The sequence below is a fragment of the Streptomyces sp. NPDC020192 genome (assembly GCF_044388685.1).
Taxonomy (GTDB): domain Bacteria; phylum Actinomycetota; class Actinomycetes; order Streptomycetales; family Streptomycetaceae; genus Streptomyces.
This window is the reverse complement of record NZ_JBIRXG010000017.1, coordinates 168,674-191,746: the sequence shown is the minus strand read 5'-3', so window position 1 is coordinate 191,746 and position 23,073 is coordinate 168,674. Positions and strand designations below refer to the sequence as shown.

General features: G+C 73.5%; 22 protein-coding genes. 13 read left to right on the top strand and 9 right to left on the bottom strand.

The window, feature by feature from the left end:
* Positions 1–55: 55 nt before the first annotated feature.
* The 4 genes from ACH47Z_RS30085 (at position 56) to ACH47Z_RS30070 (ending at position 4,816) form a co-directional block, all read left to right on the top strand.
* On the top strand, positions 56–490 hold the full coding sequence (locus ACH47Z_RS30085) for a DUF6643 family protein (protein WP_399079153.1): 435 nt from the start codon (positions 56–58) through the stop codon (positions 488–490).
* A 43-nt stretch (positions 491–533) separates the two neighbouring features.
* Positions 534–1,358, top strand: coding sequence for an MOSC domain-containing protein (locus ACH47Z_RS30080; protein ID WP_399079151.1), 825 nt, complete (start codon positions 534–536; stop codon positions 1,356–1,358).
* A gap of 183 nt (positions 1,359–1,541) precedes the next feature.
* A complete protein-coding gene (locus ACH47Z_RS30075; RefSeq protein WP_399079149.1) occupies positions 1,542–2,147 on the top strand; it encodes a hypothetical protein in 606 nt (201 codons plus the stop codon).
* A gap of 230 nt (positions 2,148–2,377) precedes the next feature.
* The gene (locus tag ACH47Z_RS30070) at positions 2,378–4,816 is read left to right on the top strand and encodes a right-handed parallel beta-helix repeat-containing protein (protein ID WP_399079147.1); all 2,439 of its coding nucleotides are present in this window, start codon (positions 2,378–2,380) and stop codon (positions 4,814–4,816) included.
* 3 nt (positions 4,817–4,819) lie between these two features.
* Here ACH47Z_RS30070 and ACH47Z_RS30065 read toward each other — a convergent pair whose 3' ends face one another.
* Positions 4,820–7,216 carry a hypothetical protein gene (locus ACH47Z_RS30065; protein WP_399079145.1) on the bottom strand — a complete coding sequence of 799 codons (2,397 nt, stop codon included), beginning with the start codon at positions 7,214–7,216 and terminating at the stop codon, positions 4,820–4,822.
* A 294-nt stretch (positions 7,217–7,510) separates the two neighbouring features.
* Between ACH47Z_RS30065 and ACH47Z_RS30060 the strand changes: the two genes are divergently transcribed.
* Together ACH47Z_RS30060 and ACH47Z_RS30055 are read left to right on the top strand one after the other, a co-directional pair.
* Positions 7,511–8,353: a DeoR/GlpR family DNA-binding transcription regulator gene (locus ACH47Z_RS30060; protein WP_399079143.1), complete on the top strand. Its 843-nt coding sequence runs from the start codon at positions 7,511–7,513 to the stop codon at positions 8,351–8,353.
* A gap of 70 nt (positions 8,354–8,423) precedes the next feature.
* Positions 8,424–8,885 (top strand): SRPBCC family protein, encoded by a 462-nt coding sequence (locus ACH47Z_RS30055; protein ID WP_399079141.1) that lies wholly within the window; start codon positions 8,424–8,426, stop codon positions 8,883–8,885.
* Positions 8,886–8,900: 15 nt separating this feature from the next.
* Here ACH47Z_RS30055 and ACH47Z_RS30050 read toward each other — a convergent pair whose 3' ends face one another.
* On the bottom strand, positions 8,901–10,025 hold the full coding sequence (locus tag ACH47Z_RS30050; RefSeq protein ID WP_399079139.1) for a PLP-dependent cysteine synthase family protein: 1,125 nt from the start codon (positions 10,023–10,025) through the stop codon (positions 8,901–8,903).
* 306 nt (positions 10,026–10,331) lie between these two features.
* On the opposite strand from ACH47Z_RS30050, the gene ACH47Z_RS30045 reads away from it, so the two are divergent.
* Together ACH47Z_RS30045 and ACH47Z_RS30040 are read left to right on the top strand one after the other, a co-directional pair.
* The gene (locus ACH47Z_RS30045; RefSeq protein WP_399079136.1) at positions 10,332–10,655 is read left to right on the top strand and encodes a hypothetical protein; all 324 of its coding nucleotides are present in this window, start codon (positions 10,332–10,334) and stop codon (positions 10,653–10,655) included.
* A 278-nt stretch (positions 10,656–10,933) separates the two neighbouring features.
* A complete protein-coding gene (locus ACH47Z_RS30040; protein WP_399079134.1) occupies positions 10,934–11,590 on the top strand; it encodes an ATP-binding protein in 657 nt (218 codons plus the stop codon).
* 243 nt (positions 11,591–11,833) lie between these two features.
* On the opposite strand, the gene ACH47Z_RS30035 is transcribed toward ACH47Z_RS30040, so the two are convergent.
* The 3 genes from ACH47Z_RS30035 to ACH47Z_RS30025 are packed head-to-tail and all read right to left on the bottom strand — an operon-like array spanning position 11,834 to position 15,425.
* Entirely contained in the window at positions 11,834–14,395 is a 2,562-nt protein-coding gene (locus ACH47Z_RS30035; protein WP_399079132.1) for an ABC transporter permease, read from the bottom strand.
* Positions 14,392–15,138 carry an ABC transporter ATP-binding protein gene (locus tag ACH47Z_RS30030; RefSeq protein ID WP_399079130.1) on the bottom strand — a complete coding sequence of 249 codons (747 nt, stop codon included), beginning with the start codon at positions 15,136–15,138 and terminating at the stop codon, positions 14,392–14,394. Before ACH47Z_RS30030 ends, ACH47Z_RS30035 begins: the two co-directional genes overlap by 4 nt.
* The gene (locus tag ACH47Z_RS30025) at positions 15,135–15,425 is read right to left on the bottom strand and encodes an SHOCT domain-containing protein (RefSeq protein ID WP_399079232.1); all 291 of its coding nucleotides are present in this window, start codon (positions 15,423–15,425) and stop codon (positions 15,135–15,137) included. Before ACH47Z_RS30025 ends, ACH47Z_RS30030 begins: the two co-directional genes overlap by 4 nt.
* A 192-nt stretch (positions 15,426–15,617) precedes the next feature.
* Here ACH47Z_RS30025 and ACH47Z_RS30020 point away from each other — a divergent pair, with 192 nt between their 5' ends.
* The 4 genes from ACH47Z_RS30020 to ACH47Z_RS30005 are packed head-to-tail and all read left to right on the top strand — an operon-like array spanning position 15,618 to position 18,129.
* Entirely contained in the window at positions 15,618–16,217 is a 600-nt protein-coding gene (locus ACH47Z_RS30020; protein ID WP_399079128.1) for a TetR/AcrR family transcriptional regulator, read from the top strand.
* 4 nt (positions 16,218–16,221) lie between these two features.
* Positions 16,222–16,611: a cupin domain-containing protein gene (locus ACH47Z_RS30015; RefSeq protein ID WP_399079126.1), complete on the top strand. Its 390-nt coding sequence runs from the start codon at positions 16,222–16,224 to the stop codon at positions 16,609–16,611.
* Positions 16,612–16,633: 22 nt separating this feature from the next.
* The gene (locus tag ACH47Z_RS30010) at positions 16,634–17,221 is read left to right on the top strand and encodes a DUF4865 family protein (protein WP_399079124.1); all 588 of its coding nucleotides are present in this window, start codon (positions 16,634–16,636) and stop codon (positions 17,219–17,221) included.
* Entirely contained in the window at positions 17,218–18,129 is a 912-nt protein-coding gene (locus ACH47Z_RS30005; protein ID WP_399079122.1) for a phosphotriesterase, read from the top strand. The genes ACH47Z_RS30010 and ACH47Z_RS30005 overlap by 4 nt, the downstream gene beginning before the upstream one ends.
* 108 nt (positions 18,130–18,237) lie before the next feature.
* On the opposite strand, the gene ACH47Z_RS30000 is transcribed toward ACH47Z_RS30005, so the two are convergent.
* From ACH47Z_RS30000 to ACH47Z_RS29990, 3 genes are read right to left on the bottom strand one after another with little or no spacing between them, the layout of a single operon-like run.
* Positions 18,238–18,963 (bottom strand): NUDIX hydrolase, encoded by a 726-nt coding sequence (locus ACH47Z_RS30000; protein WP_399079119.1) that lies wholly within the window; start codon positions 18,961–18,963, stop codon positions 18,238–18,240.
* Positions 18,960–20,198 carry an ROK family protein gene (locus ACH47Z_RS29995; RefSeq protein ID WP_399079117.1) on the bottom strand — a complete coding sequence of 413 codons (1,239 nt, stop codon included), beginning with the start codon at positions 20,196–20,198 and terminating at the stop codon, positions 18,960–18,962. The genes ACH47Z_RS30000 and ACH47Z_RS29995 overlap by 4 nt, the downstream gene beginning before the upstream one ends.
* A gap of 45 nt (positions 20,199–20,243) precedes the next feature.
* On the bottom strand, positions 20,244–20,894 hold the full coding sequence (locus tag ACH47Z_RS29990) for an alpha-ketoglutarate-dependent dioxygenase AlkB family protein (RefSeq protein WP_399079115.1): 651 nt from the start codon (positions 20,892–20,894) through the stop codon (positions 20,244–20,246).
* A 67-nt stretch (positions 20,895–20,961) separates the two neighbouring features.
* Between ACH47Z_RS29990 and ACH47Z_RS29985 the strand changes: the two genes are divergently transcribed.
* Complete coding sequence (locus tag ACH47Z_RS29985; protein WP_399079230.1) at positions 20,962–22,095, top strand: methyltransferase; 1,134 nt, start codon at positions 20,962–20,964, stop codon at positions 22,093–22,095.
* Here ACH47Z_RS29985 and ACH47Z_RS29980 read toward each other — a convergent pair.
* The gene (locus ACH47Z_RS29980) at positions 22,082–22,951 is read right to left on the bottom strand and encodes a class II fructose-bisphosphate aldolase (protein WP_399079112.1); all 870 of its coding nucleotides are present in this window, start codon (positions 22,949–22,951) and stop codon (positions 22,082–22,084) included. The two genes, ACH47Z_RS29985 and ACH47Z_RS29980, sit on opposite strands and share 14 nt — an antisense overlap.
* Positions 22,952–23,073: the final 122 nt, after the last annotated feature.

Genomic DNA, 23,073 nt, shown 5'->3' with positions numbered 1-23,073 from the left:
AGAACCCTCTTATCGGTCTCCCCAACGAGCACATCGTGGGCTTAACTTATGTGCCATGACCTCCCCCCGCTCCACTTATGGCGGCTACTACTCCGCCTCCTTCGCGGACACCCCGATCTACGACTCCCTCGTCGCCGAGCGGGGCACCCCGCAGATCGCCCCGATCCGGGTTCCCGCGGCCTACGACACGGGCAGCAGCCTGCCCGCTCTGCCGTCGGCCCTGCCCGCCCTCCCGGCGGCCCCCTCCCCGCAGGCCCCCGCCTACGGCTACCCGCAGACGCCGCAGCCCGCGCCGCTGCAGCAGGCGCCCACGGCGTACATCCCGCAGCAGGCGAGCGCCCCGCGGGGTTACCCCGGTCCGCAGGCCCCGCAGCCGCAGCGCCCGATGGCGTCCGGCACGGGGTACGAGGCCATGCGCCCGGCCGCGCCGCGGCCCACGCCGGCTCCCTACCAGGACCCGTACAACAACCAGCAGTACCGCGGCTACTGACCGGCGCCCCCGCGCTGTCGGTGCCGCCTGGCACGATGGCGTCATGGGACACGCCGAAGTGCAGTCGATCCACGTCCATCCGGTCAAGGCGTTCCGGGGATTCGCGCCCCGGGAAGCTGTGGTGGAGCCCTGGGGCCTGGCCGGAGACCGGCGCTGGACACTGATCGACGACGGGGGAAAGGTCGTCACCCAGCGCGAACAGCCGCGCCTCGCGTCGGCCGCCGCCGAGCTGCTGTCCGGCGGCGGAGTCCGGCTGTCCGCGCCAGGCCGGGCGCCGTTGACGGTGTCGGTGCCCGAGCCGGACGGGACCGTGCCGATCAGTGTCTTCGGCACGAAGGTGGAGGCGGTCCCGGCCGCGGCGGCCGCGCATGCCTGGTGCAGCGCCTATCTGAACGCGGACGTCCGCCTGGTCCACATGGACGATCCGGCCGTCCGCCGCCCGGTCGATCCCGTGTACGCCCTGCCCGGCGAGACGGTGAGTTTCGCCGACGGCTACCCCCTGCTGCTCGCCACGGCGGCCTCCCTCGACGCCCTCAACTCCCTGATCCAGGAGGGCACTCACGCCCACGAGGGCCCGCTGCCGATGAACCGGTTCCGGCCCAATCTCGTCGTCGCGGGCACCGAGCCATGGGCCGAGGACCACTGGTCGTGCATCGAGGTCGGCGAGGTGGTCCTCCGCGTCGCGAAGGCGAGCGGACGGTGTGTCGTCACCACCACCGACCAGGACACCGGCATACGCGGCCGCGAGCCGCTGCTCACCCTGGCACGGCACCGCAAGGTCGGCTCGAAGCTGATCTTCGGGCAGAACCTGGTGCCCCTCACGCCCGGCACGATCAGGGTCGGGGACCCCGTCCGGGTGCTGGAGTGACGCTCGAGAACGCCCGTGAGCGGGAACCGGCGCCGAGGCCCGGTCGTTGAGAGTGCATGAGAATTGCGTGAGGGGCCGCGTGCGTGACCGTGCGCGGCGTACGTGATGTCGCTCTCTCTTGCTCCGGGGCACGGACGCACGCCCGCGCCGGGGAGTTATGACGGAGCGGAAGGGGGTGGGGACATGCGGGCCATCAGGGGTCTGTGGCGCTGGCGGCGCAATCCTCTGCGCCGGGCGACCGATCTGGCCGAGGCCTGGGTGGCGCTCGTGGCGCTGGTGCTGATCAGCGTGGCCGCGCCCGTGACGGGCTGTCTGGTCGGCGCCGTCGCCCAGGACTCGCTGCAGCGGACGGTGCGCGAGCAGCAGCACACACACCATCTCGTGACGGCTCTGGTGGTACGTGATCTGGGGGAAACCCCGCCGGAGACGGACCCCGACGTCACCGCGGCGCGCGAGCCCCGCCATCGCGTGCTCGCGGACTGGACCGCGCCGGACGGCACCCGGCAGCACGGAGCCGCCCTGGCGAACCTCAAGTCCCCGCACCCGGGCGACCACTTCGGACTCTGGACGGACGCCGACGGCCGAATAACCACCCGGCCGCTGGACTCCCCCACCGCGACGACCCATGCGGTGCTGGCCGGGTTCGGCGCGGCCCTGCTGATCGCCGGCCTGGTCGAGGGCGTCCGGCGGCTGACCGTGTGGCGCATGGTCCGCCGGCGGTACGCCCGCTGGGACCAGGCCTGGGACCGGGCGGGACCGGACTGGGGCAAGGCGGGCACCGGCAGCTGACGGCCTGACGGCTCTGGTCAACCCACCACGCACGCACACGCTACGGTGGACCGGCCGAGACGCTTTCGGCGACAACCCGCGGATGAGCGAACCGCACGGGCGCGCAGGTTTTCGGGAGCGCGGACGCGCACCGGCCCCAGAGCCGGGCACGGTCGCGGTCCCGGCACCAGTGGCACGGTCCCGCGCGGGAGCGAGCCATCAGTACGACGAGGTGGGGGCACAGCAACGCCATGGCACAGGGCACGGTCCAGGTGACGCACACCGGTACGTCGCGGTGGCGGCGCCGCACGGGCGAGTACGCATCGCTCGCCGCCGCCCTGGAGGCCGCCGCCGACGGCGACGTCCTCACCATCGCCCCGGGCACCTACCGGGAGAACCTCGTCATCCAGCGGGCGGTGACGCTCCGCGGCCCCGAGGGCTCCCCCGGCTCCGTTCGGATCGCGCCGGTGGACGGGGTGCCGCTGACCGTGGCGGCCTCGGCCGTGGTGCAGGACCTGCACGTGGAGGGCCAGGACGCGGCGGCACCGGCGCTGCTGGTCGAGGAGGGCACACCCGAGCTGACGGACCTCAGGATCGTCACCCGGTCCGCCGCCGGCATCGAGGTGCGCGGCGGCGCCCGCCCGACCGTGCGCCGCTGCACCGTGGACAACCCGGCGGGCATCGGCATCGCCGTGCTCGACGGCGGTGGCGGGGTGTTCGAGGAGTGCGAGGTCGTCGCGGCCGGGCAGGCGGGCGTGGACGTTCGGGGCGGCGCCCATCCGCGGCTGGAGCGCTGCCGGGTGCATCACGCCTCCGGCACCGGGCTGACCGCGACCGGGGAGAACTCCGCCCTGGAGGCGGTGGGTTGCGAGATCTACGAGGTCCGCGGCTCCGGTGTGCAGGTGACTCAGCGCGCCACCGCCCATCTGACCGACTGCGATGTACACCGCACCACCGCCGACGGCGTCACGATGGACACGGACGCGGTGCTCACGCTGGCCGACTGTCGCATCCACGACATCCCGGAGAACGCGGTCGACCTGCGCTCGCGCTCGGTGCTCACGCTGACCCGCACGACGGTCCGTCAGTTCGGGCGCAACGGGCTGTCGGTGTGGGATCCGGGCACGCGCGTGGACGCCAACCAGTGCGAGATCTTCGACAGCACCGGTGACTATCCGGCGGTGTGGGTGAGCGACGGCGCCACCGCGGTGCTCGATTCCTGCCGGGTGCACGACGTGCCGGACGCGCTGTTCGTGCTGGACCGCGGTTCGCGCGCGGACGTCGTGGACAGTGACCTGTCCCAGGTGCGCAACACGGCGGTGTCGGTGAGCGACGGGGCGACCGCGCAGCTCGACGACTGCCGGATCCGGGAGGCGGCGACCGGCGCGTGGTTCCGCGACCACGGCAGCGGCGGCACGCTGAACAACTGCACCCTGGACGGCACCCAGACCGGCGTGATCGTCACCAAGGGTGCCGACCCGACGATCGAGCGCTGCACGGTCGATTCCCCTGCCGAGGCCGGTTTCTACGTCTCCGCGGGCGGCCGCGGCAGCTTTCTGAACTGCCGGGTGAGCGGCAGCGGCGGCTACGGCTTCCATGTGATCGACGGCTGCCGGGCGACGCTGCGCAAGTGCCGTACGGAGCGCTGCGCGCGCGGCGGTTACGAGTTCGCGGACGCCGGTCCGGACGCCGGTTCCGGGACGGGCCCGGTGGTGGAGGACTGCACCAGCGACGAGAGCGGTGGGCCGCGGCCGCCGACGGTGCGCGAGAGTGCCGTACAGACGGTGTCGCACTCCCCCGGTCTGCTCGGCTCGATCCCCGGGCAGCGCGCCACCGAGCAGGAGCCGCTGGTCGCCGCGACTGAGTCGGACAAGCCGGTGCGGACGTCGAAGGACGTGCTCGGGGAACTGGACGCGCTGGTGGGCCTGGACAGCGTCAAGCGCGAGGTGCGGGCGCTGACCGACATGATCGAGGTGGGCCGGCGCCGCCAGCGAGCGGGCCTGAAGGCGGCCTCGGTCAAACGGCACCTGGTCTTCACCGGCTCCCCCGGTACCGGCAAGACGACGGTGGCCCGGCTGTACGGCGAGATCCTCGCCTCGCTCGGCGTGCTGGACAAGGGGCACCTGGTCGAGGTGTCCCGGGTCGATCTGGTCGGCGAGCACATCGGCTCCACGGCGATCCGCACCCAGGAGGCGTTCCAACGGGCGCACGGCGGTGTGCTGTTCATCGACGAGGCGTACGCGCTGTCCCCGGAGGACGCCGGGCGGGACTTCGGCAAGGAGGCCATCGACACGCTGGTGAAGCTGATGGAGGACCACCGGGACGCGGTGGTGGTGATCGTCGCCGGGTACACGGCCGAGATGGAGCGCTTCCTGTCCGTCAACCCCGGTGTCGCCTCCCGCTTCTCGCGCACCATCACCTTCGGCGACTACGGCCCCGACGAGCTGCTGCGGATCGTGGAGCAGCAGGCCGACGAGCACGAGTACCGGCTGGCGGCGGGCGCGTCCGAGGCGCTGCTGAAGTACTTCACGGCGATCCCGAAGGGCCCGGCGTTCGGCAACGGGCGTACCGCCCGGCAGACGTTCGAGGCGATGGTGGAGCGGCACGCGAGCCGGGTCGCCCAGCTCGCGGACCCGAACACCGACGATCTGACCCTGCTGTACGCGGAGGACCTGCCTGAGCTGCCCTGAGCTCTATGCGGCGCCCTCGTCCGGCTCCTCGCGTTGCCCTGGTACCTCCGGGCGCAGACGGCTCAGCAGGTGGGCGCGTTCTCGGGTGAAGACGGGGTCCGCCTGGTAGTCGGAGTGGCCGAGGATCGGCGCCGGGAGGGGATGGTCGGGGGTGCGGCCGTAGGCGAGCGGGTCGCGCAAGGGGGCGTGGTCGACCTCGGGGGTGGTGTCGTCGGGGACGCGGAGGGGGCCACCGATGGGGTCGGTGCGGCGGTAGAGGTTGCGCCAGCAGGCGACGTCGCGGTGCAGGGCGGCGAGCGCGGGCGGTCCGAAGTGGGCCGGGAACCAGCGGCCGTAGAGGCGCTCCAGCGGGGAGCCGTAGGTCAGCAGGGCGACCCGTTTGCGTGCCGACGGGGTCAGCTGCCAGGCGGCGGCCGCGGCCAGGACGCTGCCCTGCGAGTGCCCGGAGAGGACCAGGCGGCCACCCGTGCGCTGCGTCCAGGTCGCCATCCGCCAGGTCAGGTCCGGCACCGCGCGCTCGGCGTAGCACGGGGGCGCGAAGGGGTGGGCGGCGCGCGGCCAGAACGTGCCGACGTCCCACAGGATGCCGATGGTGCGCCGCGCCGAGGCGTCCTTGTAGGCGCGCCGGCCCCAGGTCACGAACAGCAGGAAGCCGAACCCGACCAGCCAGGAGCCCAGCGCCTGTGAGGTGTCGGCGGCGGCCTGGAGGATGTCGTGCGTGCGGCGGGTCGCTCCGTCGGGCGTCTTGCCGGTGGCCATGGCTCCGGCGAGGGCCACGGCGCCGAGCACGAAGGTGGTGGCGGTGAGGACGGCGACGACGAGGGGCGCCCGGTCGGTGAGGGTGGCCATGGCCCGGGCATGGGCGATGGCGCGGGTGCGGCCGGGGTCCTCGGGTTCGCCGGGGTGTTCGTGACGGATCCGGCCGCGTTCGGTGCGGGCGAGCCGCGCGGCGCCGAGCCCGAGCCGGACGGCGAGGAGCAGCAGGACCGCGAGGACCGGTGGGATCGTGGACGCCTGCCAGGTCAGCAGCACGGGCGGCCCGGCGGGCAGGCCCCCGGTGCCGTCCAGCCAGCCGGCGACGCGCTGCGCGCCCCCGCCGGACATCACGCCGCCCAGCGCGCACGCGAGCAGCGCGACGGCCGGACCGCCGAGGCCGCGCATCCCGGCGCGCCGGTCGGGGCTACGGCGGTGCAGGTCCCGGGCCACGACGGCGAGGGCGATGACAAGTAACCCCTGGGCCAGCATCAGGGCGCCGAAGGCCGGGTCGCCGGGAAGGCGCCCGGTCGAGTGCCAGCCGGGCCGGGACCAGCCGGCGTAGAGCGCGGTGAGCAGCAGCAGGCCCAGCGCGCCGAGCGGCAGCCGGCGTACGAGATGCCGGTCGAGTCGCTGGTCGAGGCGGTTCTCGCTGCGGCCGCGGCGGCACACCACGCCCACCGTGGCTGCCGTCCAGGCGAGCAGGACCGTGGTGAGCAGCCAGCTCAGGGCGTTCAGGGCCGCGGGGCCGCCCGGCCGGTGGTCGTAACGGGCCGCCGGGGTCATGACGGCGGCGGCCACCGTCAGCAGGGCCGTCGCGGTGTGCGCGGCGCGCAGCCGGGCCACCAGGCGGCGCCCGTACCAGAAGCCGGGCCGGGCCAGCGCGCTGCCGTCGGTCTCCGGCTCGGGGTCACGGTCCATCGGCCGGTGCGACTCGTAGGCGCTCCAGGTGCGGCGCGAGAGGTACCAGAGCAGAAGGGTCAGCGCGGCCGGTACCAGCGCGGCGAGGGCGAGCCGGCGGCCCGGCAGGCTCCACCAGCCGCCGTCGGTGCCGTACGCTCCGGCGGCGGAGAAGGTCAGCCAGGAGTGGCGGCGGGCGCATTCGTGGACGCCCGCGCACTGCCAGGCCACCAGGTCCAGGGCCACCTCGCAGGCGGCGGCGACCAGCAGCACGGTCAGGGTGAGGGCGGTCAGGCGGACGAGGAGGCCGTACAGGCGGGCGGCATGGGGACGGCCGGACGCGGCGGGGCGCATCCAGTGGGCGAGGTTGACCACCATGAACGGCAGCAGCAACAGCCACAGGGCACGGCTGCTGTCACCCGAGGTCAGGTTGCACCAGACGTACGCCTCCTGCACCGGTTCGCCGCGCGGTTCCTTCCGGGGGCCGGCGTCGGCCGCGCGCCGGAAGACGGCGGCCGTGTCGTCGCCGGTGACGCGGACCGTGCGCGGGTCGCCGAGCATCTTCTCGGGCGTGGTGCCGCCGACCCCGTGCACCAGCAGTTCCAGCTCGGCCTCCGACCCGACGCCCCCACCGCTCCGGTCGGAGTCCGGTGCCGTGCCCCTGCCCGTGCGATGGCCTGCCCGGTCGGTCCGCTTCTCGTCGTGTGCGTCCTGCCGCCCGATGGGGCGGTCCTGCGCGCGGTCCACTGTCGTCGCACCCCCGTGACGCGCCCGAAGGCCTGTGTCGATGCGGGCTTCAGGATCTCCGCTCCACCGGCGCCGCGCACCGCTCGTCACGGAATCTCCCCGATCCGTGTGACATCGGGGAGAAACGGCCGTGGTCCAAGTGGCATGTGCGCTTCGTGACAGGCGGGTGGCGCAACCGGTACCGACCCGTGAAAAGATGGGACGCCCGCACACCTCCGGTCGTACGGAATCTCCTGGTCGGGGTCGGTGCGGCGGGCGTGTCGGACCGTTGGCGGCGAAAGGACCGGAGCGTACGTGAGTGAGAATCAGAACCTCCTCGCGGAGCAGCGCCGCGCCCTGATCCTGGACGAGGTCCGGCGCCGGGGCGGAGTGCGGGTCAACGAGCTGACCCGCAAACTCGGCGTGTCGGACATGACCGTGCGCCGCGACCTGGACTCCCTCGCCCGCCAGGGCATGCTGGAGAAGGTGCACGGCGGCGCGGTGCCGGTGGTCGAGGCCAGCACTCATGAGCCGGGGTTCGAGGCCAAGTCGGGTCTGGAGCTGACCGCCAAGGAGGACATCGCGCGGGCCGCGGCCCGGCTGGTCACGCCGGGTACGGCGATCGCCCTGTCCGGCGGTACGACGACGTACGCGCTCGCGCAGCACCTGCTGGAGGTGCCCGATCTGACCGTCGTGACGAACTCGGTGCGGGTCGCGGACGTCTTCCACGCGGCGCAGCGCACCTCGGGCCAGCGGCAGGGCGCGGCCACGGTGGTGCTGACCGGCGGGGTCCGCACCCCCTCGGACTCGCTGGTGGGACCGGTCGCCGACCGGGCGATCGCCGCCCTCCACTTCGATCTGCTCTTCCTGGGCGTGCACGGCATATCGGTGGAGGCGGGGCTGTCCACGCCGAACCTCGCGGAGGCCGAGACCAACCGTCGGCTGGTGCACTCCGCGCGCCGGGTCGTGGTGGTCGCCGACCACACCAAGTGGGGCACGGTGGGCCTCAGTTCGTTCGCCGCGCTGGAGCAGGTGGACACGCTCGTCACCGACGCGGGGCTGCCGGCCGAGGCGCGTACGGAGATCTCGGAACACCTGTCGCGGCTGATCGTGGCGGGCGAGCCCGAATCCGAGCCCGAAGCGGACGAGGACATCTGACGGTCCGTCAACTACGCTTACCCCCTCGACGCCCCGCTTCCGGACGGGACTTCACGAGGGGGTTCGCGTCATGCCGCAGCGTCTGCGCCCGGTCGGGCCGGAGTTCGTCGAGAGCGCGCCGGTACGGCTGGTGTTCACGCGGGACGTGGCCGCCGCCCCGGAGGCGGTCTTCCACGCCCTCGCCGAGGACGTGCCCGGCTGGCCCGGCTGGTTCCGGGCGGTGGCCTCCGCCCGGCCGACCGAGGACGGGCGTGAGGTACGGCTGCGCGGCGGCATCCGCTTCCAGGAGACGGTGCTGGTGGCGAAGGCACCCGAGGTGTACGCGTACCGGGTCGACATGACGAACACACCGGGCGCCCGCGCCTGGGTCGAGGAGTGGCGGCTGGCCCCGGCCGGTACCGGGACGCGGGTGCGGATGACCTTCGCGCTCGACGGTACGGCCGCCTTCCGCGCGGTGTGCCGGATCGTCCGCCCGGGCGTCGGCCGGTCCGTCCGCCAGGCGGTCGCGGCTCTGGACCGGCGCCTGGGCTGACCCGCCGCCGCGGGCTCAGTCCGGCCAGACGCCCGTCGACAGCAGGGTCTCGATCGCCACGGTGTACGGCGTGATGTCCAGGCCCTGCTCCGCGAGCCAGGCGTCGGAGTAGTACTTGTCGAGGTAGCGGTCGCCGGGGTCGCACAGCAGGGTGACGACGCTGCCGGTACGGCCCTCGGCCACCATCTCGGAGACGATCTTCAGTGCGCTCCACAGTCCGGTGCCCGTGGAGCCGCCCGCCTTGCGGCCGATGGCCCGCTCCAGGGCGCGTACGGCGGCGACGCTGGCCGCGTCCGGGACCTTCATCATCCGGTCGATCGCACCGGGCACGAAGCTCGGCTCCATGCGCGGCCGGCCGATGCCCTCGATCCGGGAGCCGCAGTCGCAGGTGACGTCCGGATCGCCGGTGGTCCAGCCCTCGAAGAAGCAGGAGTTCTCCGGGTCGGCGACACAGATCCGGGTGTCGTACTGCATGTAGTGGACGTAGCGGGCGAGGGTCGCGGAGGTGCCGCCGGTGCCCGCCGTGGCGACGATCCACGCCGGCTCCGGGAACCGCTCCAACTGCAGCTGGCGGAAGATGGATTCGGCGATGTTGTTGTTGCCGCGCCAGTCGGTGGCCCGCTCGGCGTAGGTGAACTGGTCCATGTAGTGGCCGCCGGTCTCCACCGCGAGGCGGGCCGACTCCTCGTACATCTTCCGGGAGTCGTCCACGAAGTGACATCGGCCGCCGTGGAACTCGATCAGGCGGCACTTCTCGGCGCTCGTCGTGCGCGGCATGACCGCGATGAAGGGCACACCGATCAGCTTGGCGAAGTAGGCCTCGGAGACGGCGGTCGAGCCGCTGGACGCCTCGATCACCGGGCGGCCGGGGCGGATCCAGCCATTGCAGAGGCCGTAGAGGAAGAGGGAGCGGGCGAGGCGGTGCTTGAGGCTGCCGGTCGGGTGGGTCGACTCGTCCTTCAGGTAGAGGTCGATGCCCCACTGCTCGGGCAGCGGGAAGCGCAGCAGGTGCGTGTCCGCCGAGCGGTTGGCGTCGGCCTGGACCTTGCGCACGGCTTCTTTCAGCCAGTCGCGGTAGGCGGCGTCACTGCGGTCGACGTCGAGGGTCGCGCCGGTCCGGGTCTGCGGGGTGGTGCTCACGGCGTGCTCCTTACGCTGGGCGTCGGCGGCGCCTGACGCGGCTGACACGTCGAGCATAGGCATCTTTCACACCGCTTCCCACCTGCATAAACGCATCTTTGGGCGACTCAAAGCCACCCTGGGGCTCACGCGTGCGAGACGACCGGGGGCGCATTGGCGGGAGTGCTCCGGGCGGTCGTCGCACGCGCACCGCGTGTACTGGTGCTCTCGGCCGCATCGGGGCAGACTGCACGCGACGGGACCGACCGTCCCGATCGGGGGCGCACACTGGATCGCGGAAGCACACGCGCAAGGGGGCGGCGAAGGATGGCGGAGCCGGAGTTCACGGCCACGGGCGTGCGGATCGGCAAGCGGCTGCGGTCACTCACGCGGGCCGGGCAGGTCCGGATCAACGACGGCAGGCTGGAGTTGCTCAACAGCTACGGCAGCGAGATCGACAGCGCCCCGGTGCAGGCGGTGCGGGCGTCCAAGCCGTGGTTCGCACCGGACGACCGCGCGCTGGCCGACCTCAACGGCCAGCGGTACCTGCTGACGCTGGGCGAGCACGACCCCGCTCCGGGCGAGCCGGGGCCGCCCGCGGCGCGGCGGTTCATCGAGGCGGTGCGCAGGGCCGCCGGGCGCGGCGGCTGAGCGAACACACGGGCGGCGGCTGACGAGCGCGCCGGTCACCCGGGGCCGCGCACCGGCCCGTCACTACTCCGAGCAGTGTTCCGTCGCGGCGAGTTGCGGGCGCGCATCCGCCCTGTCACGCTGTTCTCACGTCACTCTGGGTTTACCGGCGATAACGCTGCGAACCAGCCCGCCGGCCATGACAGCAGGCGGACGTTTGGACGCAAGCACCCTGCTGGATCCGTTGTTCTCCGTGTTCTACCGGTCCCTTCGGACCTCTACATCGGGGAGTCGCAGCCGTGATCAGTCATCCGAGCAGGCACTGCACGGTGGAGCTCCAGGCCCTGCCGTCGCGGATCGGCCAGGTCCGCAGAATCGTATCTGCACAGTTGCGCTACTGGCATATGGACCCGTTGATAGACCGGGCCGCGCTCGGTGTGACGGAGCTGCTGAGCAACGTCCACCGGCATGCCAGGCCCGACAAGTCGTGCCGGGTCGAGCTGGAGCTGCTGCCGGACCGGCTCACGGTCTCGGTGCGCGACAACGACCCGCGGCTGCCGGTGCCGGTCGAGGCCGACACGCCGGACGCCGGCCCGCTGGCCACCTGCGGTCGGGGGCTGGCGATGGTGGCCGCGGTGAGTGAGAGCTGGGGCGCGCGGCCGGACGGCGAGAACGGCAAGGTCGTGTGGTTCACGCTGCCCGCGTCGGCACCGGCGCGGACGCAGCCGGCGGGTGCGCCGCGCCGTACGGAGAAGACGGCACGGCCGGCGCCGGAACCCGCCGCGCCGGTGGCGGGCGGGGTGCCGGTCACCGTGACCGCCGGGACAACCGTGGCCGCGGGAGCCTCCGTCGGGGCGACCGCCCCGGTGGCGAGCGCGGCTGCGGTCCCCGCCGTGGCGCACGCCTCCGTCGTGGCCGGGGTCAAGGCTCCCGCCCGGTCGGCCGTTTCCGGCTGACCGGGCGGTGAGGCCGCCTCCGGAGTGGACGGTCCCTTTTCCGGGCTCGCGCCGGCTGGATGCGGGGGCTCGGCCGCGTCTGCCGGGTGCCGCCGCGCCCACCCGCCGGGCCGGGTGGGACCGTCCGCGAGTGCGGGTCCATTGTGGCTGGTCACGCAGTTCCCCGCGCCCCTGGGGAGCTGCGGCCGGCCGCACCTGCTTCGCACCGTAGCTGCGCAAGGCTCCCGCCGAACCCGCCGTCGTTCACTCCGTCGCGATGGCCCGCAGCACATCCAAGCGGGCCGCCCTCCGGGCCGGGCGCAGGCCCGCGAGGGCGCCGGCGACCAGGCCGACGAGAGCTACCACCGCCAGTCGCGTGGGTGGCAGGGCGAAGGCGAACGTGGTGTCGCTCGTGCCGTCGGAGGCCTTGACCAGGACCCAGCCGAGGAAGGCGCCGAGGCCGAGTCCGCCGGCCGTGCCGAACGCGGCGACGAGGACCGACTCCCAGCGGACCATGGCCCGCAGTTGGGCCCGGGTCTGGCCGACGGCTCGCAACAGCCCCAGTTCCCGGGTGCGTTCGTGCACCGCGAGGGTGAGTGTGTTGGCGATGCCGAGCAGGGCGATGACCACCGCGAGGGCGAGCAGAGCGTAGACGAGGGTGAGCATCATGTCGATGCCGCCCGCCGAGGACTGCGCGTACTCGTCGCGGGTCTGCACCTGTGGGTTGCCGTACCGCGCGGCGACCTGCCGTACCGCCGCCTTGCCCGCGTCGGTGCTCACCCCGTGCCTGAAGGTGACGGCGATCAGGGTGTCGGAGTCCTGGGTGCGGTGGGGGGCCCAGGCGGCACGGGTGATGACGTAGTCGCCGGCGAGTTCGGACCGGCCGTACACGGCGCGGACGGTGACGTTCGCGCTCTTTCCGTCGGTGAACGTCAGGCGGGCGGTGTCGCCGGTGCGCAGATGCCGCCGGTCGGCCTCCGTCCGGGTGATCGCGATGCCGTCGGCGCCGAGGCCGCACAGGGAGCCGGTGACCGTGCCGAGGTCGAAGGTGCGGGCGAGCGCGACCGGATCGGTGACGGTCAACGCCCTTCCCCTGCCGTCGACTTCGGCGACCCCGCGGCCGAGTCCGACGGCGGTGTCCACCTGGGGCAGCCGCTGGATCGCCGGGGCGAGCCGGGGGCTCAGTCCGCTGCCGCCCGCGCCGAAGGACGGGCTGCTGACGGCGACGTCACCGGCGAAGGAGCGCGACACCGTCCGGTCCATGGTGGCCTTCAGCGAGGCGCCGAAGACGGTGAACAGGGACACGACGGCCACGCCGATCATCAGCGCGCTCGCGGTGGCGGCCGTCCGCTTCGGGCTGCGCAGGGCGTTGCGCCGGGCGAGTGCGCCCGTGACCCCGCGCAGCCGGTCCAGCGGTCCGCCGAGGAGGCGTACGACGGTGGTCGCGGCGACCGGGCCGAGGACGACGAACGCGGCCAGGGCGAGCAGTGCGCCGAGTCCCGCCACCCAGACGGACGGGGTGACGAGCACCCCGCCGAGGGTCGCGGCGAGCGCGAGCACGCCGAGGGCGGTACCGGTGAGAGCGCGCGGCCGGGAGGCGCCCGAGCTGTCGACGGCCGTCTCGCGCAGGGCGGCCAGCGGCGCGGTGCGTCCGGCGCGCAGGGCCGGCAGCAGCGCGGAGGCCAGGCAGACCACGATCCCCACGGCGAACGGCAGGACCATCGACAGGGCATTGATCACCAACGCGCCGTCGGGGAACGGGAATCCGATCGCCGGGAACAACGCCTGGAGCCCGGCGGCGATCCCGATGCCGCCGGCGAGTCCGGTGAGCGAGGCGGTGAGCGCGACGGCGAGGGCCTCGGCGAGGGCGATGCCGGTCACCTGCCGGCGGGCGGCACCCAGGGCTCGCAACAGGGCGTTCTCACGAGTGCGTTGGGCGACCACGATGGCGAACGTGTTGTGGATGGAGAAGGTGGCGACGAGCAGGGCGACACCGGAGAACACGAGCAGGAAGGTGGTGAAGAGGGTCAGGAACTGGCCGGAGATCATGTCGGTGCTCTCGCGCGCCGACTGCTGACCGGTGATGGCCTCGACTCCCTTGGGTAGCACGGGAGTCAGACGTCGTACGAGGTCCGCCTGGCTCACACCGGACGCGGCCCGTACGTCGATGGCCGCGGCCTGTCCGGGCCGTGCGGTGAGGTGGCGCTCGGCGTCGGCCTGGGTCATACCGGTGAACGTCACCTGTGCCATGCCGTCCTGGCCGCCGAAGGTGGCGAGGCCCACGACGGTCACGCGCACCGGATCGGGGGTGCGCAGGACCGTGGTGTCACCGATCTTCAGGCCGCCCTTCTTCGCGGCGCCCCGGTTCACCACGACCTCTCCGGAGCGGGCGGGGAGGCGGCCCTCGGCGAGCCGGTAGGGGTTGAGCTTCGGGTCGATGATCCAGTTCCCGGCGAGGGTGGGCGGTCCCTGACCGCCGATGGGCTTGCCGTCGGCGCCCACGAGCTGGCCGCGGCCCTGGATGCTCGGGGCCGCTGCGGCCACGCCCGGCACCCGCTCGAGGGTCTTGACCAGCGAGGTCTCGACGGGCCGCCGTACCCCCTGGGCCTCGCCGGGGGCGGTGATGGCGTCGGCGCCGCGTACGACGGCGTCCGTGCCGCTGGTGGCTTCGCCGAACATGGAGCCGAAGCTCGCTCTGAGCGTGTCGCCCATGACGAGGGTGCCGGCGAGGAACGCGACGCCGAGGAACACGGCGAGGAAGGTGCCGGCGAACCGGCGCCGGTGCGCGCGCAGGGAGGTGAGGCTGAGCCGGAGCGATGCGTTCATGTCCGTACCTCGAAGGCCTTCATGCGGTCGAGGACCCGGTCGGCGGTGGGCGACTGCATCCGGTCGACCAGGCGTCCGTCGGCGAGGAAGAGCACCTCGTCCGCGTGGGCGGCGGCCACGGGGTCGTGCGTGACCATGACGACCGTGCGGTCCATCTCCCGTACGGCGCGGCCGAGCAGGCCGAGGACCTCCGCGCCGGAGCGGGAGTCGAGGTTGCCGGTCGGCTCGTCGGCGAAGACGACGTCGGGCCGGCCGGCGAATGCCCGGGCCACGGCGACGCGTTGCTGCTGGCCGCCGGAGAGTTCCGCGGGCCGGTGGTGCAGCCGGTCGCGCAGGCCGACGACGTCCACGAGCGCGTCGATCCACTCCGTGTCGCCGCGCCGGCCGGCCAGGTCCAGCGGCAGGGTGATGTTCTCGGCGACGGTCAGGGTCGGCACCAGGTTGAACGCCTGGAAGACGAAGCCGATCCGGTCGCGGCGCAGCAGGGTCAGGCGGCGGTCGTCCAGTGCGCCGAGTTCGGTGTCGCCGATGTAGACGGTGCCGGAGGTGAGTGTGTCGAGGCCGGCCGCGCAGTGCATGAGGGTGGACTTGCCGGAGCCCGAGGGGCCCATGATCGCCGTGAAGCGTCCGGCGGGAAAGTCCACGTCGACGCCGTCGAGGGCGCGTACGGCGGTGTCACCACCGCCGTACACCTTCACTCCGTCCACCACGCTCGCCGCGGCCCGCAGTGCGGTCGTGGTCATGCCGCACCGCCCTTGCCCGTACGGCCGAACTGCTCCTCCAGGACGGACAGGCGGCGCCAGTACTCGTCCTCGTCGATCTCGCCGGAGGCGAAGCGCCGGCCGAGGACGGCGAGCGGCGCGTCACCGGCCGGGCGGCCGCCGTCCATGCCCCGCCAGGGCCCGCCGCGGCCGCGCCAGACGGTGCGGCGCAGGAACGTGACGGCGCCGATCACGACGGCCGCCCAGATCAGCGGGAAGAACAGGATCCACGGGCCGGGCCCGCCGTGCCAGCTCGCCAGGGTCTGCATCTCGGTCATCTCCTTGTGGTCTTCGGGTCTTCGCCGCGCTCTTCGGGGATGCCTCGAGACTCCCTCCGGCAGGGGGTCCGGGTCGTCGTGCGCCCGGCGGCCGTGCGCGTACCTCCCGGGGAGTACGACGGGGGCGGCGAACTGCTCCCCGGGGATGTCGATGGAGAACGGTTGTGTTCTGTAACTACTAGTATGTACAATGGGCGCATGAGCACCCCGGAACGACTGATCGAGTCCACCCGCGAGCTGCTGTGGGAGCGCGGTTACGTGGGCACGAGCCCCAAGGCGATCCTGGAGCGCGCGGGCGCGGGCCAGGGCAGCATGTACCACCACTTCAAGGGCAAGCCGGACCTCGCCCTGGCAGCGATCAGGCGCTCCGCCGAGGAGCTGCGCGCCACCGCGGAGCGCGTCCTCGCCGGCCCGGGCACGCCGTACGAGCGCATCGAGGCGTATCTGCTGCGCGAGCGTGATGTGCTGCGCGGCTGCCCGATCGGCCGGCTGACGATGGACCCGGACGTGATCGCCAGTGACGAGCTGCGCGCGCCGGTGGACGAGACGATCGCGTGGATCCGGTGGCGGATCGCGGAGATCGTCGAAGAGGGCAAGCAGGAGGGGCAGTTCGCGCCTTCGCTGGACGGCGAGGAGATCGGCGCGGCCGTCCTCGCGACCGTCCAGGGCGGCTACGTCCTCGCCCGCGCCTCGGGCTCCCCCGCCGCCTTCGACGCGGGCGTACGCGGCCTGCTCTCCCTTCTCGCACCCCGAGCACCCCGAACTCCCGGACAGGAGCAGTGACTTCGTGCGTATCACCCGACGGCGGCCCGACAGCGTGCAGGGCCCGGCCGAGCACTTCACCGGCACGGTCTGGCTGGACGAGACAGCCGCGCCGGACGCGCCGTCCCGGCTGCGCGTGTTCAACGTGCACTTCGCGCCCGGCGCCCACACCGCCTGGCACCGGCATCCGCACGGGCAGGTGCTGCACGTCCAGGAGGGCGAGGGGCTGGTGCAGCGCGAGGGCGGCCCGGTGGAGGAGATCCGCGCGGGCGACACGGTGTGGATCGAGCCGGGCGAACAGCACTGGCACGGCGCCGGGCCGCGCACCTTCATGACCCACCTCGCGGTCGTGGAGGCCGCCGAGGACGGCACGACGACCGAGTGGCACGACCACGTGGCCGACTACCCCGCCTGAGACCTGCGAAGGGAATCGCGACATGCACGCCATGCAGTACGAGTTCACCCTGCCCGCGGACTACGACATGGGGATCATCCGCTCCCGTGTCGCCCGCGTCGCACATCTGCTGGACGACTGGGACGGCCTCGGCGTCAAGACGTACATCCTGCGCGAACGCGGGGTGCACGGCTCGCCGGTGAACCAGTACGGGCCGTTCTACCTCTGGAACACCGTGGAGGGCATGAACACGTTCCTGTGGGGAGAGGGCGCCTTCCAGCGGACCGTCAACGACTTCGGGCGGCCGGTGATACGGCAGTGGACGGGGCTGGCGTTCGAGGAAGGCACCGCGGGCGGGTCCGCCCCCGCGTTCGCCGTACAGCGACGCCAACCGGTCCCGGAAGGCGTGGAGTTGGCGACGTTCACGGAGGAGGCGGCGGCCGAGACCGCGCGGCTGGCGGCGGAGGACGGCGCGGTGCTGGCGGCGGCCGTCGTGGACACGCGCGCGTGGGAACTGGTGCACTTCTCCCTCTGGGAGCACGACACGCCCAACGCCGACGGGGACATCTTCCAGGTACTGCACCTGTCCGCGCCCGGCCGGGACCGGCTCCCGCGCGGGCGGCAGTGGTGAGCCACGTCCGCACGGTCCTCGGCGACCTCCCGCCCGAGGAGCTGGGCGTGTGCGACGCGCACGACCATCTCTTCCTGCGCAGTCCGAAATTCCCCGGCCAGGAGCTGGACGACGTGGGCGCGGCCCGGGCCGAGCTGACCGCGTTCCGGGCGGCGGGCGGAGCGGCCGTCGTGCAGTGGACGCCGTACGGCATGGGGAGGCGGGCGGCGGACCTGCCGGAGCTGTCCCGCGCCACCGGTGTCCGGCTGGTCTGCGCCACTGGCCTGCACCAAGCCGCCCACTACGACCCCGAGTTGCTCGACGAGCTGCGTGGCGCCGGTCTCGCCGAGCTGTTCGTGTCCGAGCTGACCGACGGCATCGGTACGACCGGGGTGCGGGCCGGGCTGATCAAGGTGGCGGGCGGCTTCCACGCGCTCGACGCGCACACCCGCTGGACGATGACGGCGGCGGCCGAGGCGCACCACGCCACCGGTGCGCCCATCGCCGTGCACCTGGAGCTGGGCACCGGCGCGCTGGACGTACTCGACCTGCTGTGCGGCGAGTTGGACGTCCCCGGTGACCGGGTGATCCTCGGCCACCTGAACCGCTCCCCCGACCCGGTGGTGCAGCGGGAGGCCGCCGGGTCGGGCTGCTGGCTGGCCTTCGACGGACCGTCCCGCGCCCATCACGCCACCGACTGGCGCATGCCGGAGGCGGTACGGGCCCTGGCCGAGGCCGGCTTCGGCGACCGGCTGCTGCTCGGCGGCGACACGGTCGTCTCCGGTGCGCGCTCGGTCGACGGCGGGCCCGGTATGCCGTATCTGCTGCGCAGGGCTCGGCCGCGACTCGAGGTGGAGTTGGGCACAGATCTGATGGACCGGATCCTCACCGAGCATCCGGGGCAGGCCTTGGCGGTCGACTGGAAGTAGTTGTCCCCTTCGGGGCGATCCGGCGCCGGCGCGGTTCCCGATCGGGCTGTGCGTGCGCCGGGCTGATCTGCGTCTGCCGCTGGTGGCGGCGCTGTGGAGCCTGACGGCTCAGGCACCGGCGTGACGGTGTACGACCGGGCGCAGATAGTCGGCGTGCGGGCCGGCGAGCCCGTCCAGGTCCGACGGTGAGCCGATCAACTCGACGCGATCGAACTCGGGTTGGTCGCCACGGGCGGTCTCCGAGCGCACCAGCTCCGCGAAATCGTCGTACAACTCCCGTGCGGGGCGCGGCGGGGCGGTGAACATGACGCCGACGCTGCCGTGCCCGCCCCGGGTGGTCAGCCATGGTGTCAGGGCGTCGGCCGGGGTGGTGGACCCGGTCTCCTCGGTCAGTTCGCGGGCCGCGTGGGCGCGCAACGCGGCGAAGTCCAACTCGCCGTCCCCGTCCGGAGGTTCGATGGTTCCGCCGGGCAGCTGCCAGCGGCCGGGGGCCGCCGTCCAGGGAGCCATCCGGCCCACCATCAGACGGCCGTCGTCGCTCGGCTGCACCACGGACACGAACAGGGACGCGAGCGCGGTCGCGCCGGGCACATGCCTCAGGGCGTGGTGCCGATAACCGGCCCGCGCCCAGAACAGCACCAGGCCGTCCGCTCCGTCCCGCTCCAGCCCGGTGAGGGCGGCCACCGGGCCGTCGAAGAGAGCCGGGTTCGCCCGTACCGCCTGCGCCCACACCCGGTCCATCGCCGAGCGCTGCGGCTCCGGCAGTTCCGGCAGGGCGGTCTCGACCAGGCGGATGCGCCCGGCGGGCAGGATGTCCACCGCCGGACCGGTCACCGCAGCGCCGCCAGCGGATCGTCCAGGACCGGCTGCCAGGCCAGTTCGGCCGCGCCGACGAGGCTGTTGTGGTCCAGCGTGCAGGGCAGGATCGGAACGCCGCCGCTCTGGCCCCACAGACTGCGGTCGGCCACGACCGCGCGCAGCCGGCCGGGATCGGCGTCCAGCAGGCTGCGGTGCAGGCCGCCGAGGATGATGCGGTCGGGGTTGAGGATGTTGACCAGGCCGGCGAGTCCGAGGCCCAGGCGGTCGATCAGGGCCTCGGCGGCCGTACGGACGGCCGGGTCGTCGTACTGCGTGCGCAGCAGGTCGTTGGCCTGCTGGAGCAGCGACACCTCGGGGCCCGGATCGCGGCCCGCCTCGACGAGCAGCGCCAGCGGGTCCGCCTCGACGTCCAGACAGCCCCGGCTGCCGCAGTGGCAGGGGCGGCCCTCGGGGTTGACGGTGAGGTGACCGACCTCCAGGGCGAGGCCCGAACTGCCGGTGTGCAGACGGCCGTCGAGGACCAGGGCGCCGCCGACGCCCCGGTGCCCGGTGGCCACGCACAGCAGGTCCCGGGCGCCCCGGCCGGCACCGTGCCGGTGTTCGGCGAGGGCGGCGAGGTTGACGTCGTTGCCGGCGAAGGCCGGGCCGGTGATGCCCGCCGCCCGCACGCACTCCGCGAAGATCTGCCGGACGGGGGCGCCCACCGGCCAGGCCAGGTGGAGGGGGTTGAGGGCCAGTCCGTCGGGTTCGGCGACGGCGGACGGTACGGCGAGCCCGGCGCCGACGCAGCGGCGGCCGGTCGTGCGCAGCAGTCCGGCACCCGCCGCCACCACCGAGCCGAGCACCTTCGCCGGGTCGGCGTCGACGGTCTCGCAGCCGGGCGCGGTCGCCACGATCCGCCCGCCGAGGCCGACCAGCGCGGCCCGGAACCCGTCGGCGTGGACCTGGGCCGCCAGCGCCACCGGCCCGTCCTCGGCGACCTCCAGCCGGTGCGAGGGGCGCCCCTGGGAGCCGGCCGCCGCGCCGGGCCGGGCGTCGACCCGGATCAGCCCGAGCGCCTCCAGTTCGGCGGCCACCGCGCCCGCCGTCGCCCGGGTGACCCCGAGTTCGGCGGTGAGCACGGCGCGGGTCGGCGCCCGGCCGGTGTGCACGAGCTCCAGCGCGGGTCCGAGCGCACCGCGCCCCCGGTCCAGCCGCGCCCTCGGGGTCGTTCTCTCCCCCGCCGTCCGGGGGTCCGCCTTGCCGCTCATGAGGGCGAGTCTCCCATGATCCGTAATCCCGGTTGCCGCCGCCCGCTACAGCCCGCTCACCCGCAGGGTGATGTTCAGCCGTCCGGCGAGGCCCAGCCAGGGCGGTGCCGTACCGGGACGCACGCGCGGCACCCCGTGGTAGGCGAGCCGGGACGGCCCGCCGAAGACGAACAGATCGCCGCTGTGCAGCTCCACGTCGGTGTACGGCCCGGTGCGCGTCCCGGTGTTGCCGAAGCGGAAGACGCAGGTGTCGCCGAGGCTGAGCGAGACCACCGGCGCGTCCGCGCGCTCGTCGGCGTCGCGGTGCATGCCCATGCGGGCGTCGCCGTCGTAGAAGTTGATCAGCGCGATGTCGTACGGCGCCGCCGGGACCGCGTCCGGGCCGAGCGTGTCGGCCACCGCGCGGCGGCCCAGCTCGCCGAGCCAGGCCGGGAACGCCTTGACCGGCGCTCCGTCGCCGTCGACGACCGTACGGGCGTAGGCGTACGGGTACCAGTGCCAACCCAGGCAGACCTGCCGGGCGGTCATCGTGCCGCCGCCCGGGGTGCGGACCGTGCGCAGTCCGGCCGGGGGCCGCGCCCAGTCCCGGCAGGCGGCGAGCAGCTCGCGCTGCCGTGCGCGGTCCAGCCAGTCCGGGGCGTGCACGGCGCCCGGTGCGACCTTCGCGCGCCCCCGGGGAAACAGCTCGTCCTCCATACCCCCATGCTGCCGCACCACCCCTGATCTGCGGCTCCGCTAGCCTGGACGCACGATGAGCGACCGTATGACGACACCGTGGGGCGAGGTCGAGCTGACCCGTTTCCCCGAGGATCCCCGCGACCGGCTGCGTGCCTGGGACGCCTCCGACGCGTACCTGCTGCGTCATCTGGCCGAGGAGGGGGTGCCGCTCACCGGCGCGGTCGTGGTGGTCGGGGACCGCTGGGGCGCGCTGGCCACGGCGCTCGCCGCGCACCACCCGACGCAGATCACCGACTCCTTCCTGAGCCAGGAGGCGACCCGGGTGAACCTGGCCCGGGCCGGGGTCGGGCCCGGTGCCGTCCAGCTGCTCACCACCCAGGATCCGCCGCCGGAGCGCGTGGACGTGCTGCTGGTGCGGGTGCCGAAGAGCCTGGCGCTGCTCGAGGACCAGCTGCTGCGGCTGGCGCCCGCCGTGCACGCGGGCACGGTCGTCGTCGGCACCGGCATGGTGAAGGAGATCCACACCTCCACACTCCAGCTGTTCGAGCGGATCCTCGGACCGACCCGGACCTCGCTGGCGCGGCAGAAGGCCCGGCTGATCTTCTGCACCCCGGACCCGGCCCTGAAACGGCCCGCGAACCCGTGGCCGTACAGCTATGCCCTGCCGGAGGACATCGGGCCGGCCTCCGGGCGCACGGTGGTCAACCACGCGGGCGTCTTCTGCGCCGACCGGCTCGACATCGGCACGCGTTTCTTCCTCCGGCACCTGCCCGGCCCGGGCGCGGGCCGCGTGGTGGACCTCGGCTGCGGCAACGGTGTCGTCGGTACGGCGGTGGCGCTGGCCGATCCGTCGGCCGAGGTGCTGTTCGTGGACGAGTCGTTCCAGGCGGTGGCCTCGGCGGAGGCGACGTACAAGGCCAACGGGGTGCCCGGGCACGCGGAGTTCCGGGTCGGCGACGGGCTGGCCGGGGTGGCGCCGGGCAGTGTGGACCTCGTGCTGAACAACCCGCCGTTCCACTCCCACCAGGCGACGACCGACGCGACGGCATGGCGCATGTTCACCGGCGCGAAGCGTGCGCTGCGGCCGGGCGGTGAGCTGTGGGTGATCGGCAACCGGCATCTGGGGTATCACGTGACGCTGAGGCGGCTGTTCGGGAACAGCGAACTGGTGGCCTCCGACCCGAAGTTCGTGGTGCTGAGGGCGGTCAAGAAGGACTGAGGGCTCCGGGGGCCAGGACGCCGATGATCCGGCGCACCTCCTGGGTCATGGCCTCCCTGCCCACGCTGAGGTACGTGCGGGAGTCGACGGCCTCGGGGTTCGCGGCGAGGAACTCCCGGATCGCTCCGGTCATGGCCGCGTTGAGCGCCGTGCCGACGTTGACCTTGGCGATACCGCCCGCGACCGCGTCGACCAGCCCGTCGTCCGGTACACCGGAGGAGCCGTGCAGGACGAGCGGCACGGTGAGCCCGGCGGACAGCCGCTTGAGCAGAGCGTGGTCGAGACTGGCGGTGCGGGTGGTCATCGCGTGCACGCTGCCGATGGCGACGGCCAGGGCGTCGACGCCGGTACGGGCCACGAAGTCACGGGCCTGGTCGGGGTCGGTGCGCGCGCCGGGCGCGTGGGCGTCCAGCGGGGGTCTGCCGTCCTTGCCGCCGATCTGTCCCAACTCTGCCTCGATCCACAGCCCTTGGGCGTGCGCCCAGTCGGCGGCGGCCCGGGTGGCGTAGAGGTTGTCGGCGTAGGGCAGGCGGGCCGCGTCGTACATCACCGAGCTGAACCCGGCGCCCGGTGCCTGGCGCAGCAGGTCGTCGCTCTGCACATGGTCCAGGTGCAACGCGACGGGTACGGTGGCCCGTTCGGCGGCGGCGACGGCCGCGCGGGCGAGCGGCAGCAGCCGTCCGTAGCGGAACTTCACTGCGTTCTCGCTGACCTGGAGGACGACGGGCGCGCCGGCCGTCTCGGCACCGGCGATGACGGCCTCGATGTGTTCCAGAGTGATGATGTTGAAGGCTGCGACGGCGGCTCGGGCCGCGGAGGCGGCGGTGACCAGCTCGCCGGTGGACGCGAGGGGCACGTGGGTGTCCTTCCGGGACGCGGACCGGGGTGGGCCTGGTCGGCCAGGTCCGCTGGGTGGGTGGTCGGGGTGGTCGGAGGGTGGCCAGGGTCGGCCGGAGGTAGTCGAGTGGTGGCCGGGGT

What these genes read in the sequence shown, in the direction of transcription:
- ACH47Z_RS29995 (WP_399079117.1), bottom strand. Translation starts at nt 20,198, where the DNA reads ATGAGCGGCAAGGCGGACCCCCGGACGGCGGGGGAGAGAACGACCCCG.
- ACH47Z_RS30055 (WP_399079141.1), top strand. Translation starts at nt 8,424, where the DNA reads ATGCCGCAGCGTCTGCGCCCGGTCGGGCCGGAGTTCGTCGAGAGCGCG.
- ACH47Z_RS30070 (WP_399079147.1), top strand. Translation starts at nt 2,378, where the DNA reads ATGGCACAGGGCACGGTCCAGGTGACGCACACCGGTACGTCGCGGTGG.
- ACH47Z_RS30010 (WP_399079124.1), top strand. Translation starts at nt 16,634, where the DNA reads ATGCACGCCATGCAGTACGAGTTCACCCTGCCCGCGGACTACGACATG.
- ACH47Z_RS30080 (WP_399079151.1), top strand. Translation starts at nt 534, where the DNA reads ATGGGACACGCCGAAGTGCAGTCGATCCACGTCCATCCGGTCAAGGCG.
- ACH47Z_RS30020 (WP_399079128.1), top strand. Translation starts at nt 15,618, where the DNA reads ATGTACAATGGGCGCATGAGCACCCCGGAACGACTGATCGAGTCCACC.
- ACH47Z_RS30025 (WP_399079232.1), bottom strand. Translation starts at nt 15,425, where the DNA reads ATGCAGACCCTGGCGAGCTGGCACGGCGGGCCCGGCCCGTGGATCCTG.
- ACH47Z_RS29990 (WP_399079115.1), bottom strand. Translation starts at nt 20,894, where the DNA reads ATGGAGGACGAGCTGTTTCCCCGGGGGCGCGCGAAGGTCGCACCGGGC.
- ACH47Z_RS29985 (WP_399079230.1), top strand. Translation starts at nt 20,962, where the DNA reads ATGACGACACCGTGGGGCGAGGTCGAGCTGACCCGTTTCCCCGAGGAT.
- ACH47Z_RS30045 (WP_399079136.1), top strand. Translation starts at nt 10,332, where the DNA reads ATGGCGGAGCCGGAGTTCACGGCCACGGGCGTGCGGATCGGCAAGCGG.
- ACH47Z_RS30085 (WP_399079153.1), top strand. Translation starts at nt 56, where the DNA reads ATGACCTCCCCCCGCTCCACTTATGGCGGCTACTACTCCGCCTCCTTC.
- ACH47Z_RS30075 (WP_399079149.1), top strand. Translation starts at nt 1,542, where the DNA reads ATGCGGGCCATCAGGGGTCTGTGGCGCTGGCGGCGCAATCCTCTGCGC.
- ACH47Z_RS30030 (WP_399079130.1), bottom strand. Translation starts at nt 15,138, where the DNA reads ATGACCACGACCGCACTGCGGGCCGCGGCGAGCGTGGTGGACGGAGTG.
- ACH47Z_RS30035 (WP_399079132.1), bottom strand. Translation starts at nt 14,395, where the DNA reads ATGAACGCATCGCTCCGGCTCAGCCTCACCTCCCTGCGCGCGCACCGG.